Below are 14926 nucleotides of genomic sequence, written 5' to 3' on the forward strand. Positions count from 1 at the left end.
CCTCCACTCCCCCACTCCTCCACTCCCCCACTCCCCCACTCCTCCACTCCCCCACTCCTCTATCGTGCTGGCTAAATTTACCGATCGCTTCCGGGATATGCTGTCTAATTGGCGTCTCAATATCGGGACGCCAGTAGCTGCTATACCCGTACTGATTGCTAGTGTGGGAGTAACGGCGTCACTGTTGGGTTTGCGAGAATTCGGTAAACTGGAATCCTTGGAATTAGGCGCTTACGACCAAATGTTGCGATCGCGCCCTCCGGAAAAAATCGATTCTCGTATTTTAGTAGTAACCGTGACAGAACAAGATATCCAGCGCGTGGGTAAGTGGCCGCTAACAGACGCTACAATGGCTAAACTATTAGAAAAACTTGAGAAATACAAGCCTCGCGTCATCGGTTTGGATATTTACCGAGATTTGCCAGTAGAACCGGGACACAAGAAATTAGCCAATCTGCTCAGTAAAAGCGATCGTCTGATTGCCGTTTGTAAAACTAGCGATATCAATCATCCCGGCGTCGCACCGCCTAAAGCAGTTCCATCCAAGCGGATTGGTTTTAGCGATTTGGTCGTTGACTCCGATGGAGTGATTCGGCGAGCTTTGTTATTTGCGATGCCAGAAAAGGGGGATTGCACAGCTCGCGTCTCTTTTAGCTTCCAACTGGCAAGTCGGTATCTCGCAGCAGAAGGAATTGAACCTTATAAAGTAGAGCCATCGGGAGACTTGGGACTCAAAAAAGCACCGCAAAAAGGTATTTCTTCCTCTCCTCCTCATTCTCTCGCCGTTTTTCCGCGCCTGGTGCCGGATGCCGGCGGTTATCAACGAGCAGATGCCGCAGGTTATCAAATTCTGCTCAATTACCGCTCATCCGAAAAAGCTACCCAGGAAGTCACTCTCAGCCAAGTTCTCAACGATCGAGTCCCGCCGGAATGGGTGCGCGATCGCGTTGTGTTAATCGGCGTACAAGCACCCAGTATCGACGATGCTTTCTACACACCTTTCAGCGCCGCCAGACCCCAAGATGCGAAAATGCCGGGAGTGGTAGTCCACGCCCAAATAGTCAGCCAAATCCTCAGTGCTGCTCTTGACAAAAGAAGCATTATATGGTATATGCCTTGGTGGGGTGAAGCGCTGTGGATTTGCGGTTGGGCCATAATAGGTGGTTTGGGTGCTTGGAAATTGCGGCATCCTCTATGGCTGGGATTGTCTGGGCTGGGAGCGATCGGCCTTCTGGGAGGAGTTTGCTACGGGTTATTGATATATTCTGCATGGATACCGATCGTAGCGCCAGGGCTGGGGTTGATCGGGACAGGTGCAAGCGTGGTAGTATATGCTGCTTATCAAATGCACAAGCAGCAGCAAAAAATCGCCCACCTGACAGCACAACAAGAAGATACGATCGTGCTGCTGACAACGATGCTCAAATACAATACCGCCGCATCATCTGCCACTATTCCTCACACCCAAGAAATAACTCTTCCTCTACCTTCATCTGCTACAGTTCCTGTTACCTCACTCTCAGAAACATCCGCTTCCCAACCCGAACCGTTCTACTTTTCATCCCTCTTAGACGGGCGCTACAAAATCGTCAAAGTACTCGCTCAAGGAGGATTCGGGCAAACTTATCTGGCAGAGGATATCAAGCGTCCCGGAAAACCAATTTGTGTGGTCAAGCGCTTAATGCCAGCGCGGCGAGATGATAAATTTTTGAAAGTTGCAAAGCGTTTATTTGAGACAGAAGCCAAAATTTTAGAAGTTTTGGGCCAGCACAGTCAGATTCCCCAACTGCTAGCTTACTTTCCAGAAAAAGAAGAGTTCTATTTAGTTGAAGAATATATAGAAGGAATGGCGCTAAGTGAAGAACTACCAACAGATAAGCGCCTGAGCGAATATGTAGTAGTTGATTTACTCAAAGGAATTTTGGATATTCTGGCTTTTATTCACCAAAACCAAGTCATCCACCGCGATATCAAACCCAGCAATATCATTAGAAGAAAAGAAGATGAACAATTGGTTTTGATTGATTTTGGTGCAGTTAAGCAGATGCAGCCACATTCGGGTGACGATACAGAACACCAGACAGTAGCGATCGGCACGCGAGGCTATGCACCGCCGGAACAGTTGGCGGGACACCCGCGTCCCGCCAGCGATATCTATGCAGTCGGGATGATTGGAATTCAGGCGCTGACAGGTATTTCGCCCCACTGTTTGCCCCTCGATCGCGACACGGGTGCTGTCATTTGGCGTTCTTTAGCGAATGTGAGCGAGCAATTTGCCGATATTTTGGATCGGATGGTGTCTTATCATTTCAGCGACAGGTATCAGTCAGCAGCAGCAGTATTAAAGGATCTCAATAGTTTGGAGCGATCGATTTTAAGCAGGGAAACCACAAATCAGAATGCAACAAATAGATCTGATATGGCAACAGACGAACTGGATAACATTCCCCCAACAAAGGTAGATAGTCCTATCCCTTCTCGTTTTTGGGATGCGACAATCAAATTAAATGAGGAGAATTCAGAAGTTTAGAGTTCGTGGTTTCTTTTGCCCTACCCATAACTTTGATTTCTGTCGCGACGCCATCAAAAAATGTCACAATGTAAGACTGGATCTTTCACGCTTCGTGCGTAAGCCCCCTCTAAAATCCAAAATCTAAAATCCAAAATCCAAAATCGATATGAGTCCGACTGCTCTTGAGCCAACTGTTGTCAAATCGGCGGCCCGCCGTGTTGTTTTTCCCTTTACGGCTATTGTTGGCCAGGAGGAAATGAAACTGGCGCTGCTGTTGAATGTCATCGATCCGAAGATTGGCGGTGTGATGATTATGGGCGATCGCGGTACGGGTAAATCTACCACGATCCGCGCTTTGGCTGACCTTCTGCCCGAAATCGATGTAGTTGCCGATGACCCATTCAACAGCGATCCCAGCGATCCTGACCTGATGAGCGATGTGGTGCGCGATCGGCTGACTCGCGGAGAGGAAATTCCTACAGTAAAGAAAAAAGTATCGATGGTTGACTTACCCTTGGGTGCGACAGAAGACCGGGTTTGCGGCACGATCGATATTGAAAAAGCACTTTCTCTTGGCGTGAAAGCATTTGAACCGGGACTGCTGGCAAAAGCAAATCGCGGTATCCTCTACGTTGATGAAGTCAACTTGCTCGACGACCACTTGGTAGATGTGTTACTGGACTCCGCTGCTTCCGGTTGGAATACGGTAGAACGCGAGGGTATTTCCATTCGTCACCCCGCTCGTTTTGTTCTGGTTGGTTCTGGAAACCCCGAAGAAGGAGAATTGCGTCCCCAGCTGCTCGATCGCTTCGGGATGCACGCGGAAATCCGTACAGTCAAAGAACCGGCTCTGCGCGTGCGAATCGTGGAACAAAGAGCCGAATTCGATCAAAACCCGCCAGAATTCATCGAAAAATACAAAGAACCGCAAGAAGCTATCCAAAAACAGTTGGAAGTAGCGCAAGAAATACTGCCTTCGGTGGTAATCGATTACGATCTGCGGGTGAAAATTTCCGAAGTTTGTGCTGAACTTGATGTAGATGGCTTGCGCGGCGATATCGTAACCAATCGAGCCGCTAAAGCCATAACTGCTTTTGAAGGTCGAACCCAAGTGCAAGTAGACGATATCCGTCGGGTGATTACTTTGTGTTTGCGTCACCGACTTCGTAAAGACCCGCTAGAGTCGATCGATTCTGGCTACAAGGTGGAAAAAGCCTTTAACCGCGTATTTGGGATCGAAGTAAAAGAAGGTTAGGTAGCATTTTGTAGGGTGCGTCAGATATGAAAGTTTTTCCGATAGTTTTAATCTGTCTGTATGACGCTCCCTAAACAATTTTAGATTTTGGATTTTAGATTTTAGATTCAATCTCAATCCAAAATCTCTAATTTCAAATTTCCTACTGACAAGTGACAACGGAGCGAGACTAAATTAATATGAGACCTTGGCAATTTTGGTGGAATATCTTAATAGTTTCCAGCGAGTACAATCCGCCTCGATTTGTTGAGCTAATCATGTTGGCGCTGGCAATGGTAACCCTTGCACTTTGGGGAATTACAAATGAATGGCCTTTCTTGGTGTTAAGCTTAAGCTATGTAGTCGGTTCTTCTACATCGATTTTAGTGGGAGAGGCGATCGCACCTTCGACAAATCATATTTTGCTGCAATCCCTCGCCGTCCTGGGTTTAATTTTTAGTTTTTACTTTTTTCTAGATTTTTTCATGGGTGTTAGCATCATCCCCCATTTTTAGATTCGTGCAGAATCAGGCGATTGCCAGCCGGATCGTAAGCATAAATTTCTCTGCCGTGAGAGGCGGAAATAATTTGTCCCGGAGGCGGGTAACCCAAAGCTGTAAAATGCGCGATCGCATCCTCTAAGCTGCTTACTTCCAAACACAAACTCATCCCACTTTGCGATGAATTGTTAAATTCTTCCCGCTCGCTATTTCTAGGTTTAAATATTCCCAAACGCAACCCCGGCAGATGAAATTCAGCATAAACATTAGGTATGTGGGGTTTGGGTTGCTGACCGAGCATTTGAGTATAAAAATTTATCAGTGTTTCGATATCAACAGCAGCCAAGGTAACGAAAGCGTCGGTATATTCAAAAATCATAAAAAAATTGCACCGCGAAGAGGCGAAGAAAAAGAAGTGATATTGTGTTCGGTTGCATCGGTAGTCTAAGACTGATGCTCTCATGTTATCTGTGGGAATTATGGGTTAAATTTTTACCGCAGATGTAGGCAGATTAACGCAGATTAACGCAGATAAGAACACATTTTTTTATGCAACCGATGCTACCGGACATGATATAACCGAAAAAAAGCGGTTTCCAGCCACCCATTTCAATGGGAATCATCAAGAAATTTTGACGAATATTGTAGAGCCATTTCATGAAACGTCTCTACAATATTCAAGGCCCAATCAATCCAAAATCCCAAATCCCAAATCCAAAATTGGGTGACAGTCTGCTTTTGGAGAGACACAACCTGAGCGAGAGTACTGCCAAAATGGGAAATAGAAGTTTTGAGGAAAACTGCTATGACTGCAACGCTATCTATACCCAGATCTCTGGAATCATTACTGGGTCAAGAAGCAGAAGACCTCCTCAGTTATCAAGCAAAAGTTTCTAAAGATTTATTACATCTACCGGGGCCAGACTGGATAGAACGAATTTTTGCACAGAGCGATCGCAATCCGCAAGTCTTGCGTAGCTTGCAACAGCTTTATTCTACCGGACGCCTCGCCAACACGGGTTATCTCTCCATCCTGCCAGTAGACCAAGGTATCGAACACTCTGCCGGCGCTTCCTTTGCACCCAACCCAATTTATTTTGACCCGGAAAACATTGTCAAATTGGCAATTGCGGCAGGTTGCAATGCCGTTGCTACCACACTGGGCGTTTTGGGCATGGTTTCGCGCAAATATGCCCACAAAATACCCTTTATTGTCAAGCTGAATCACAACGAACTGCTCACCGCTCCCAATAAATATGACCAAATCATGTTCGCTTCGATCGAACAAGCTTGGAATTTGGGAGCAGTAGCCGTCGGTGCTACAATTTACTTCGGTTCGGAGGAATCGACTCGCCAAATCCAAGAAGTCAGTCAAGCTTTTGCCTTCGCCCACGAATACGGTTTGGCAACTATTCTCTGGTGCTATTTGCGAAACCCTGCATTTAAGCAAGATAAAGATTACCATCTCGCGGCAGATCTGACCGGTCAAGCAAATCACTTGGGTGTGACGATCGAAGCTGATATCATCAAACAAAAGCTGCCCGAAAATAATAACGGTTACGGCGCTGTCTCCAAAGCTATCGGCAAGAAATATGGCATGACGCACGATCTTGTTTATCGCGATTTAACGACAGACCACCCGATCGATCTCACCCGCTATCAAGTTTTGAATTGTTATTGCGGTCGTGCTGGATTGATTAATTCTGGCGGTGCAGCCGGTAAAAACGATTTTGCCGAAGCAGTTCGCACGGCGGTGATTAACAAACGCGCTGGCGGTTCGGGATTAATTTCGGGTCGCAAAACTTTCCAACGTCCGTTTGAGGAAGGCGTGAAGTTGTTTAACGCAATTCAGGATGTTTATTTGTCGCCGGAAGTGACGATCGCATAATTTTGTTTCTGTTGTTCGATCGTTCTTTTGGTTGTGAAAATTGGGATAAACATTAGACATTTCCAGAAAATAATCTCAAAGGCAGGCAGGATGCCTACCCCACAAGAATTTTTGGAGATGTCTATTGTAGAGACGTTTCATAAAACGTGTCTACAGCTAAAAACTTATCTAATCGTAGGGTGGGTTAGGCACGGGCAATCTAAAAGTCAAAAGTCAAAATTCTTCCCTCTCCCTCTCCCTCTCCCTTTCCCCTTTCCCCCTTTCCCCCTTTTCCCTCTTCCCTCTTCCCTCTTCCCCTAGCCCCTAGCCCCTAGCCCCTAACCCCTAACCTCTAACCCCTAGCCCCTAACCCCTAACCCCTAACCCCTAACCCCGACGCCCTAGTTTTTCCAGTCCCCGCACGAGTCGGCCAATCCCTTCTATGGCAGTCTCTTCTTTAAGGGCTCCGTAGGCAACGCGCAGGTAGCACCCTTGTTCCATACCAAAGGTGGTGCCTGGAATTACCGCTACTTTATGTTCGCGGATCAAGCGTTCCACTAACTCCATTGCATCTAGCTGAGTGCGGACTTTGAGCAGAAAATAAAAAGCGCCATCGGCTTTGGGAACAGTACATAAATCTTGAATAAGATTTAGTTCGCTCAGGCACTTCTCTCGCACCGTTGCGATCGCACTTAACTTTTCTTTACAATATCCCACTCCTGCTTGCAACGCTCCTAAAGCTGCATACTGGGAGATTACTGGCGGACAAATTAAAATCGTATCTTGAATTTTTTTGACGGACATCAGTAGATGTTCGGGAATCACCATGTAGCCGATGCGCCAACTGGCAAAACCATAAGCTTTGGAGAGAGAATAAAGGCAAATGGTATACTCAGAACTTTCTTTATTTGCGCCTGGGGAGTAGTGCTGCACTCCGTTGTAAGTAAAATATTCGTAAGCTTCATCGCTAATATGGTAGATTTTGTGCTGGCGACATATTTCGTTGACTTTTTGCAATGCTTCTTGCGGATAAACTGCGCCTGTGGGATTGTTGGGTGAAATGGTGACAACGGCGCGTGTTTTTTCGGTGATGGCTTTTTCTATAGCATCGGGAATTAGCTGATAATTTTCATCGGTGGGTACGAGTACGGCGCGACAGCTTGCCATTGCGATCGCCATTTCGTGATTAAAATAATATGGTGAAATCAGAATAATTTCATCCCCAGGCGAAGTAATTGCCAGCAGCGCGTTCGTAAACGCCATATTGCCGCCAGCTGTGACGACAATGCAGCGATTATCGTCGATTTCGATTCGATTTTCAGTTAAAAGCTTATTTTTTATCGCTTCCTGTAATGCGGGAATTCCCTCTACCGCTTGGTACTTGTGATTTTGGGGATTAGCAAAAAATTCGGTAATTCTTTCCGTCGCTGACGGCGGTGGGCCATAATAAACTACTCCTTGTCCCAAAGAAATCGTCCCCGGACAATTGCGAATTAGTTCCCCCACCACCGGGATAATAGGCGTTTGTACCGCCTGCATTCTCAGAGTTTCGTTTTTCATTTGATGTTAAATCTAGCCAACAATTCTGTGCGAGATAAGTTGGCTAATTCTAACAGCAAGCGGGAATATTCTTGTGAGGATAACTTTACCCAAGGCTCAATTACCTGCGACAGTTTTTCATCCAAACTGCCAAATTTATCTACCAGCAAGTTTTCCAGCACAAGACGCCTCTCTTCTATCCGTCCTTCCCGCAATCCTCGCTGTAGTCCTTGTTCTAGTCCTTGCTGTAGTCCTTGCTGTAGTCCTTGCTGTAGTCCTTCGCGTAAAGTCTCTTCACGCCATTGCATATAAGCTCGATTCAAATTCATAATTAATTCCTGTTCCTCTTCTGTTAAATTTGCCTTTCTCTGCACATTGATACGCCAAGTAGAAATCAATTCTAAAACATTGATGCGTAATCGGTTTTCTTGCGGGAGTGCCATTATTTCATTAATGGCTTGCTGCTGAGTTGCGCCTTTTCCCAGGAGTCGCAGCCAAAGTGTTTCTGGTGTGGCTGGTAGTTGGTTTATCGCTACTATAGCTGTTTTGAGCGATTCTGCTAAAAAGTGGACACCAACAGGCCAGTTATCTGCATCTAGTCTAGCGCCGAAACTATCGAGTAACGCAGAAGAAGCAGAAGTTGTGAGAATCCACAAGCGAGGCAATTCAGCTTCGGGAAATTGGTTATCTTCGCGCCTTGCTCTGCGCTGCAAATCGCGGTGCAGCAAAAATAGCTTCACCATACAGCTGCGAATTTCTGCCTTGCTGGGTTGGTTGCGAAACGGTTCTAGGAGACAGGGACTCGATACCATATCACCCAACAATCCTAGCATCTGGCGATCGCTTTCCGGGTTGGGTGAAAATGAAATATCCACTTGCTGAACTTCCCCAGTAATTTCGCGGCTGATTTCTACTTCGCCAATCGGTGATAGCAGTTCTTCTAGGTAGAGTTTGGCAAATTGGTCGTGGGGTTGTCTGGTCATCCGATGCAAGGATTTTGAATTTTATCTATTATATATAAGTTGTAGGGTATGTCAGAAAAAAATTATGGTTAAAAATTGTTGATTTTAAGGTGCTGGCGCACCTATTTAATATTTTTAGAGGAACACGAAATCATTAAAATTTTGGCTAACTAAGCCTTACCCTATCTATTATTGTGGGTTTTGATTGCTATATCCAAGCTGATAAGCTAAAATGTATTAAACTGCTAGGTACGATCTGATTTAAAGAGTCTGAAATTTATGTTAAGTAAAATTTCATGGTTTACAGAAGACCCTGAGCTAGACAATAAGGAAAAGTTAGCTACAATCTGTAATTGGGTTAGTGAATTAAAAGAGGAAGGACTTGAATGGGGAGAAGAACAGCGTGGAACACTAAGTAGGAAACATTTCTGCAATGGTTTGGCGCGGAATTTGCATTTTGAAAATAATACTTTCAGCTTTAGCGTTAGTTCATCAGGAAAACAATATGATCGCCATTTACCAGTGAAGGGTTTGGAGTTAATAGAAAATCAGCCTGGTATTTTTACCTTGATGGTCTTTCATTATGATACTTCTATCCCTTACCCGTATTTTTTTAAATACGAATTACACTAATTTTGTGTTCTTTAGCAAGAATAGAAGTGGAAATTATGGGTATTCAAAAAACCGTTTTTGGTAGTGTGGCTGAGAAGAAAAACTATGATAAGTTGAGCAGGCAATGGGGAGATAAATATTATATTTATCATAATCTCCCTTTCTTACAGGTGCTTAATACTGAAGGCATATCACTAGAACTCACATATCGACAGCTTGAGTACATTAAAAAAACAAGTATTGACTACATTTTTTGTGATAACGAAGGCAAGCCTTTAATAGCCCTAGATTTTGATGGTATGTTACAGGGATTTAATGTAGGCTTAGATTATCATAAATCCCAAAGCCATCCATCATTAGATAAAGAGAAGGAAAAAAATAGGGAAAATGGGTTTAAATTAAAGCTCAGAATAGCCCATGATTCATCTTTTCCTTTGTTTATTGTGGGATCTAAAGAATTTAAAGATTTTTCCACTGGGATATCGCTAACTATTGTTGATGCAATTATAGGAGAAATATTAGCTTCAAAAGCTTTTAATAATAATCTATTAGAACCTATACCAGATTTTAAAGATATTCTTGAAAAGACTGGCTTATCAGAGACGCTTTACGATGAATTTATAGACATATATGAAGATGAAACTGGAGAAATTATTCTTGATTATAACGAAGTGGGAAAATGGGTGTGGAGAGATTGGAAGTGTTACCTGAGAAGAAAAACTAACTTAGAAACAAATCCTATTGATGCAAAGATAAAAGAACTAAGAGATTGTTTGGCTGAATACATTGTTAAGGATAAATCGGCCAATACAATAATTATCGATAGGCAAGGAGAGTTAATTAACAATAATATCGAAGCTGAATATTTACGTAACCATCTTATGTTCGATCATTCATTCAATCCGCCCAATTCTAACCTAGATTTTGCCATATATTTGGAAGTAAAATGCTCTATAAATACAGAAAAGTTTGGATTAATAGAATCAACGGCTAGTTGTCCTAACTTTAAGTCAATTGAATTTAGAGCGTTATCACTTTTAGAGAAAGTTGCTGAACTTGTTGTTCTAACTAAAATTAGTAAAAAAGTTGATAAAACTTAGAAAATAAAAACAAACTCTAAGTTTTATTGCTGACTAATTCGGGTTCGATCGCCAATAATTATGGCTAAATATAAAGATATTGGGCAATCGCTACCATCTCGAACTAATCAATAATTACTGAGTTCAGAGAAGAGAGAAAACTTGCCGCACTCCATCCCTGACCTGCGACTTGTACTGGGAGGTGTCCTTTCGGAGCATCTAAACTGAAGTTGAGATAAGAAGACAACAAACACCCGCTTTTCACGCGCCATCCTACTTGCTCACAAAACTTTTTATAAATTTCTTCAGAATCGTTACTGATTTTACCTGACAATTCTAGCCAAATACTTTTCTGTACGCTAAATCCGAACTTGCCTTTACTGTATTTTAGCCAGAGTTTGTCAATAACGTTGAATTCTCTAGAGGAAACTGATTCAGCGTATGTTGCACTCATTTCGTATTGTTGCCCTGATAATTTAAATATCAGAGCCGCCGTTTCTTCATCAGCCTCTTTCCATTCTTGGGATGCCAGTAAACTTTGCAGCTTTCGGTATATCTTTGGCGTTTCTTCTTCTGTTATTTCTTCTACTTCAATTGATTCATCGTCAGATTCATCTTCTGAATCATCTCTAACTTTGAAAAACCAGTATAAATTAGCAACAGTTAAGTTTGATGCTTGTTGGAGATTTGATGTAACCAAAGTTTTATACCCAGCTAGTGCTGCTTGCTGAGTCACGTAAGATTCGCACTCCTGACGCAATTCAGGCTTAATCATCATTGCTAGCTGATCGCGCAGGGAATAAAAATGAGACTTTGGCCGCAATTTTTCATAATTTAATTGCTCTGCCGGAACAGAATTATCAGACGTATCGTAATTAACAGTTAATTCCGAATGTTGTAAATCAGCACTTTCAAGCAGTTTTAGCTCGGAAGGTGGAAGACTTCTTGCCCAATCTATTTGATTTTGCCAAGATTCTAATAAGACTAGATCGTGATCGTGAATTCTAGTTAATTCTGGAAATAGAAAATCAAGTTCATCATCACTACTACAATCACCTACTATATCAAGAGCATCTTCACGAATTTTAGCTTGGAGATGGGAAAGTCGATCGCTCACTGCTGCCGACTCTTTCTGCACTTGATAGGTAGCGATAATTGCTTGCTCAATTGCCCAAGCACATTCCAACCTGCGAAGTTTTCCTGCCGAACAGGTAGCTGACAACAACTCTCCATTATCGTAATCTGCCAAAGCTTGAAATAGCATCCCCCTAGCACCATCAATTTCAGCATTTCGGCGCTGAACATCTTGGATTTGCATTGCCGAGCGAAAACGGTGAAGCGCCTGAGTAAAAAGTCCGTAAGCTCGTACTAAAATTGTTCGATGATTTCTAAATTCAACATCAGTAGCGACTTGCTCAATAAGTTCTTTAATTTCTGCCCCTTGCTCCTTTAAAGCTTTTTTTAAATCGATAAAGCCTTCTTTAACTTCTAGCCTCAGTTGTCCTACTTCTTTTCTAAGTTTTAATGTTTGGTGCAGGTTAACAGCTGACAATGCTCCTACTGCTACAGTTCCCAAGCCGATAAAGGCTGTTGTAGCTTGTAGCACTCCCAAGCTAGACTGGATTGTTTGCAAACCTGCCTGGATAGCCGTAAATCCTTGGTGCATCTGATACATCTGCGTCGTACCCATCAGCATTTGTACGGGACTGACGAGCGGTGAGATGGCACTATTCTGGGCAAAAGCACCAATGGCATGAGCCACAAACCGTCCTGTAGCAGCATCCCTAGCCATTGCTATTGGCACGCCTGTGGAAGTGAAGACTTGCAGGTACTTACCAGCGTCAATAGCGGCTTTAACAGCAGGGGCAAACTCAAACAGCATATTTCTGCCCAATTTGGATTTTGATTAATTAGAGACTACCTGCTTTGGTCAACCAAGTTAACCGTATTTATACGGATAGAATTCTTTGAGAAATAAAATATGATATTATAACCAAAAAATATAAAAGCTAACTAATAATATGAATAAAGCGCAGGTTGGAACTGAGACAGTCGATCTTTTGTCGCGCATCACTGGACAAAAGCTTACTGAACGTCATCTCACTCCGCCTGTAATTTTTCTAGCTGCTTTGGTAACGCTTCTGTTAGGCGTAATCTATGTAGATGGTGTAGTGACAGCGCAGGAAAAGCAACGGCTGCAAGCCACTCTCAACAGATTTGTTCCTACAGAGGGTAACGTGCGTCAATTAATACAGCTAATGTTGAAGGGAGCCGGACAGCTACAGATTTACAAAAAATCCAGTGAGTTAGTGATCCTGATGGCTCCGCTTACTGCACCACAAAGGCTGTTGCTGCTTGGCTTTGGCTATCAAATGTCAGCCGCAGACGGAGACATGGACGCTCGCGAGAAAAAGTATTTGCAGGTCATCGCCAATAATTTAAAAGTTGACCCTCGATACTTAGCAGTCTTAGAAGCTAGCTTCAGTCATCAAGGAGTCGTGGAACCAAATGCTTTAGAAGAGGTACAATCTCTACTCGACCCTGCTCGGTTCCAAGAACTAGATACTATATTTTTGGAGGCTGCTAGCGAACTGCTGGCAGTTCTACCTACTAAACCAGAACCCAAAGCGACTCAACAAAAGCGTTCTTTTTCTTACGAACAACTAAAAGAATTCCAAAAATCGCGAGAGCAAATAGACAATTTATGTCATCAGTTTTATCAAATAATTAAAGATTGTGTAGATAATGAGTTTCTACCTTACACTCTTCCAGATGAGATAGGAAAAATATCTCATAAATTACAATCTCAACGCTTCCGAGTAGCAGTTATCGGAGAGTTTAGCCAAGGCAAATCAACTTTATTGAATGCTCTGCTTGGTGAAGAGATTCAACCTGTAAGGGCGATTCCCTGTAGCGGTACGGTGACAGTCCTCAGATATGGAGCGCAAAAACGGGTAATTTGCTGCTATAAAGATGGACGTAAAGAAGACATTCCATTTGACCAATATAAAATTAAAGCAGCTATTTCTAAAGAAGCAGCCCTAGAGCATCGCAGCGAGGAGCTTTCAAACTCTAATCTAGACGAAATTATTTTTGAGCATCCTGACTTGGATTTATGCAAAAGCGGTGTAGAAATCATTGATTCACCAGGATTAAACGAACACCCAGAAAGAACTGCTATTACTCAAAAATTGCTTAAGGATACAGACGCAGCTATTTTTCTGACCAATGCTATGCGTCTTTTGCCTGAAAAGGAAAAAGAATTGTTACAGGATGTCAGAAATCAACTGAATGGGGGAAAAGAAGACGAACCTGCCGAAAATTTATTTATAGTAGTTAATTTCATGGATTCCTTGGATGATGAACAAGATCGCCTTGATGTGAGACAGCGACTTGAAAGTTTTGTCAGGGATAAAAATCTACTTGCAGGTAAAAACCGCATTCACTACATTTCGGCTAAGGCTGCATTGAAAGCAATTTTGGAAGGAAAGCAGAATGAATATCTCAAAGACTTTCAGGCTTTCACTAACTCGATCGAGCAATTCCTGACTGTTGAGCGTGGCTCTCTACAAATAAAGAAATTCGTTAGTAAAATTAAAGATTTAATTGACTCAGGGTTAGATGGACTAACTCAAGCGGTAGAAGTTGTAGATGGAAAAATAAAAATTTCTGAAAGTCAAAAGCATGAAATATTAGAAAAAATTGGCGCAGCTAGTGGACGAGATGTGAAAATTCGTTTGTTAGCAGATCAACTGATAGAAAAAGTGTTAGAAGAGGCGGCTGAATCTTGGAATGAGTGGTATGAAGGATTAGGCGACCGGATGATTGAAAGAGCCGAGAGATGGCATTCTGAACATAATCCGGCTTGGAGTCAAGACAAACTGATCAAAGATTATATCAATCAGTTCTCTAGAGATTTGTCAAGAGAAATCGATAATTGGGGAAATCAACAACTTAGAGATGTTATATTAAAGCATAACATTAAAGTTTTAGATGAAAATATTGAACTTGAATTAGAGGAAATACAATCTGAGTTTAGAAATATCGATCACCAAGTAAATACCCATTTTAGCGATCGACTAAAACTGTCCATTAATAGTATCTCAGATGACTTTATGGGCGCTGGTGGTTTGATGGGCGGACTAGGTGTAGGCGGCGCTTTAGCTGCTGGATTATTAGCTTTTACAGGACTTGGTTTGGTTGCTGTAATAGTAGCAAGTGTAGCAGCTGCGATCGCAGGTTCATTAGGATTAGGACTGTTAGATTTTGATGGGCTGAAAAATCAAATTAAAGCCAAAGTTTTAGAATTGGGCTTCCAAAAATTTGATGAGTCAATGGATAAAGTATCTGAAAAGTTTGATGAAATTGTGAATGAAGTTTTTGAAACTAAAATAGAATCAACAACCAAAGTTATTGAACAAGCAATTTCCCTTTATGAAAATCTCCTGGAACAGCAAGAGAAGAATCACCAAGAAACAGTAGAGCAACGTGGAACAGAAAAAGCTTTGATTGCCGAAAAACGTCAGGAAATGCTGCAAATGCAAAAGAGAATAGAAGCAATTTTGGCTTAACTAAATTTAAACTATGTTCAATAACAAAAACCCCCCTTTTTTAGGGGGGA

Annotated in this window: 12 protein-coding genes and 1 pseudogene; 7 read left to right on the forward strand and 6 right to left on the reverse strand. The window is 42.7% G+C overall.

All coding sequences use genetic code 11. The annotated features are described in order from the left end of the window. From H6G03_RS27055 to H6G03_RS27065, 3 genes are all read left to right on the forward strand, one after another. A partial coding sequence (locus tag H6G03_RS27055) for a CHASE2 domain-containing serine/threonine-protein kinase (RefSeq protein WP_322111983.1) occupies positions 1-2530 on the forward strand: 2530 nt, incomplete at its 5' end. Positions 2531-2678: 148 nt separating this feature from the next. Next, positions 2679-3767, forward strand: a complete 1089-nt coding sequence (gene bchI, locus H6G03_RS27060) for a magnesium chelatase ATPase subunit I (RefSeq protein WP_190471416.1) — start codon at positions 2679-2681, stop codon at positions 3765-3767. Between the two features lie 179 nt (positions 3768-3946). Further along, positions 3947-4261, forward strand: coding sequence for a hypothetical protein (locus tag H6G03_RS27065; protein ID WP_190471419.1), 315 nt, complete (start codon positions 3947-3949; stop codon positions 4259-4261). On the opposite strand, the gene H6G03_RS27070 is transcribed toward H6G03_RS27065, so the two are convergent. Together H6G03_RS27070 and H6G03_RS27075 are read right to left on the reverse strand one after the other, a co-directional pair. Further along, positions 4245-4625 (reverse strand): VOC family protein, encoded by a 381-nt coding sequence (locus tag H6G03_RS27070; RefSeq protein WP_190471422.1) that lies wholly within the window; start codon positions 4623-4625, stop codon positions 4245-4247. The genes H6G03_RS27065 and H6G03_RS27070 overlap by 17 nt on opposite strands. A 133-nt stretch (positions 4626-4758) precedes the next feature. After that, on the reverse strand, positions 4759-4905 hold the full coding sequence (locus H6G03_RS27075; RefSeq protein WP_190471425.1) for a hypothetical protein: 147 nt from the start codon (positions 4903-4905) through the stop codon (positions 4759-4761). A gap of 146 nt (positions 4906-5051) precedes the next feature. Here H6G03_RS27075 and H6G03_RS27080 point away from each other — a divergent pair, with 146 nt between their 5' ends. After that, complete coding sequence (locus H6G03_RS27080) at positions 5052-6134, forward strand: class I fructose-bisphosphate aldolase (RefSeq protein ID WP_190471430.1); 1083 nt, start codon at positions 5052-5054, stop codon at positions 6132-6134. Between the two features lie 366 nt (positions 6135-6500). On the opposite strand, the gene H6G03_RS27085 is transcribed toward H6G03_RS27080, so the two are convergent. Further along, positions 6501-7673, reverse strand: a complete 1173-nt coding sequence (locus H6G03_RS27085) for a pyridoxal phosphate-dependent aminotransferase (protein WP_190471433.1) — start codon at positions 7671-7673, stop codon at positions 6501-6503. Beyond that, complete coding sequence (locus tag H6G03_RS27090) at positions 7670-8635, reverse strand: hypothetical protein (RefSeq protein ID WP_190471437.1); 966 nt, start codon at positions 8633-8635, stop codon at positions 7670-7672. The genes H6G03_RS27085 and H6G03_RS27090 overlap by 4 nt, the downstream gene beginning before the upstream one ends. Positions 8636-8893: 258 nt before the next feature. Here H6G03_RS27090 and H6G03_RS27095 point away from each other — a divergent pair, with 258 nt between their 5' ends. Further along, positions 8894-9247, forward strand: coding sequence for a hypothetical protein (locus tag H6G03_RS27095; RefSeq protein WP_190471438.1), 354 nt, complete (start codon positions 8894-8896; stop codon positions 9245-9247). Between the two features lie 35 nt (positions 9248-9282). After that, positions 9283-10326 (forward strand): hypothetical protein, encoded by a 1044-nt coding sequence (locus H6G03_RS27100; RefSeq protein WP_190471441.1) that lies wholly within the window; start codon positions 9283-9285, stop codon positions 10324-10326. Positions 10327-10429: 103 nt separating this feature from the next. On the opposite strand, the gene H6G03_RS39880 is transcribed toward H6G03_RS27100, so the two are convergent. Together H6G03_RS39880 and H6G03_RS27105 are read right to left on the reverse strand one after the other, a co-directional pair. Then, positions 10430-10900: a GUN4 domain-containing protein gene (locus tag H6G03_RS39880; RefSeq protein ID WP_456057587.1), complete on the reverse strand. Its 471-nt coding sequence runs from the start codon at positions 10898-10900 to the stop codon at positions 10430-10432. Positions 10901-10915: 15 nt separating this feature from the next. Next, a pseudogene (locus tag H6G03_RS27105) lies at positions 10916-12187 on the reverse strand (hypothetical protein); the annotation flags it as partial. A gap of 139 nt (positions 12188-12326) precedes the next feature. Between H6G03_RS27105 and H6G03_RS27110 the strand changes: the two are divergent. Beyond that, positions 12327-14876, forward strand: a complete 2550-nt coding sequence (locus H6G03_RS27110) for a dynamin family protein (protein ID WP_190471447.1) — start codon at positions 12327-12329, stop codon at positions 14874-14876. The last annotated feature ends 50 nt before the right edge of the window (positions 14877-14926 follow it).

It is taken from the genome of Aerosakkonema funiforme FACHB-1375, assembly GCF_014696265.1.
In the GTDB taxonomy this organism is placed as follows: Bacteria; Cyanobacteriota; Cyanobacteriia; order Cyanobacteriales; family Aerosakkonemataceae; genus Aerosakkonema; species Aerosakkonema funiforme_A.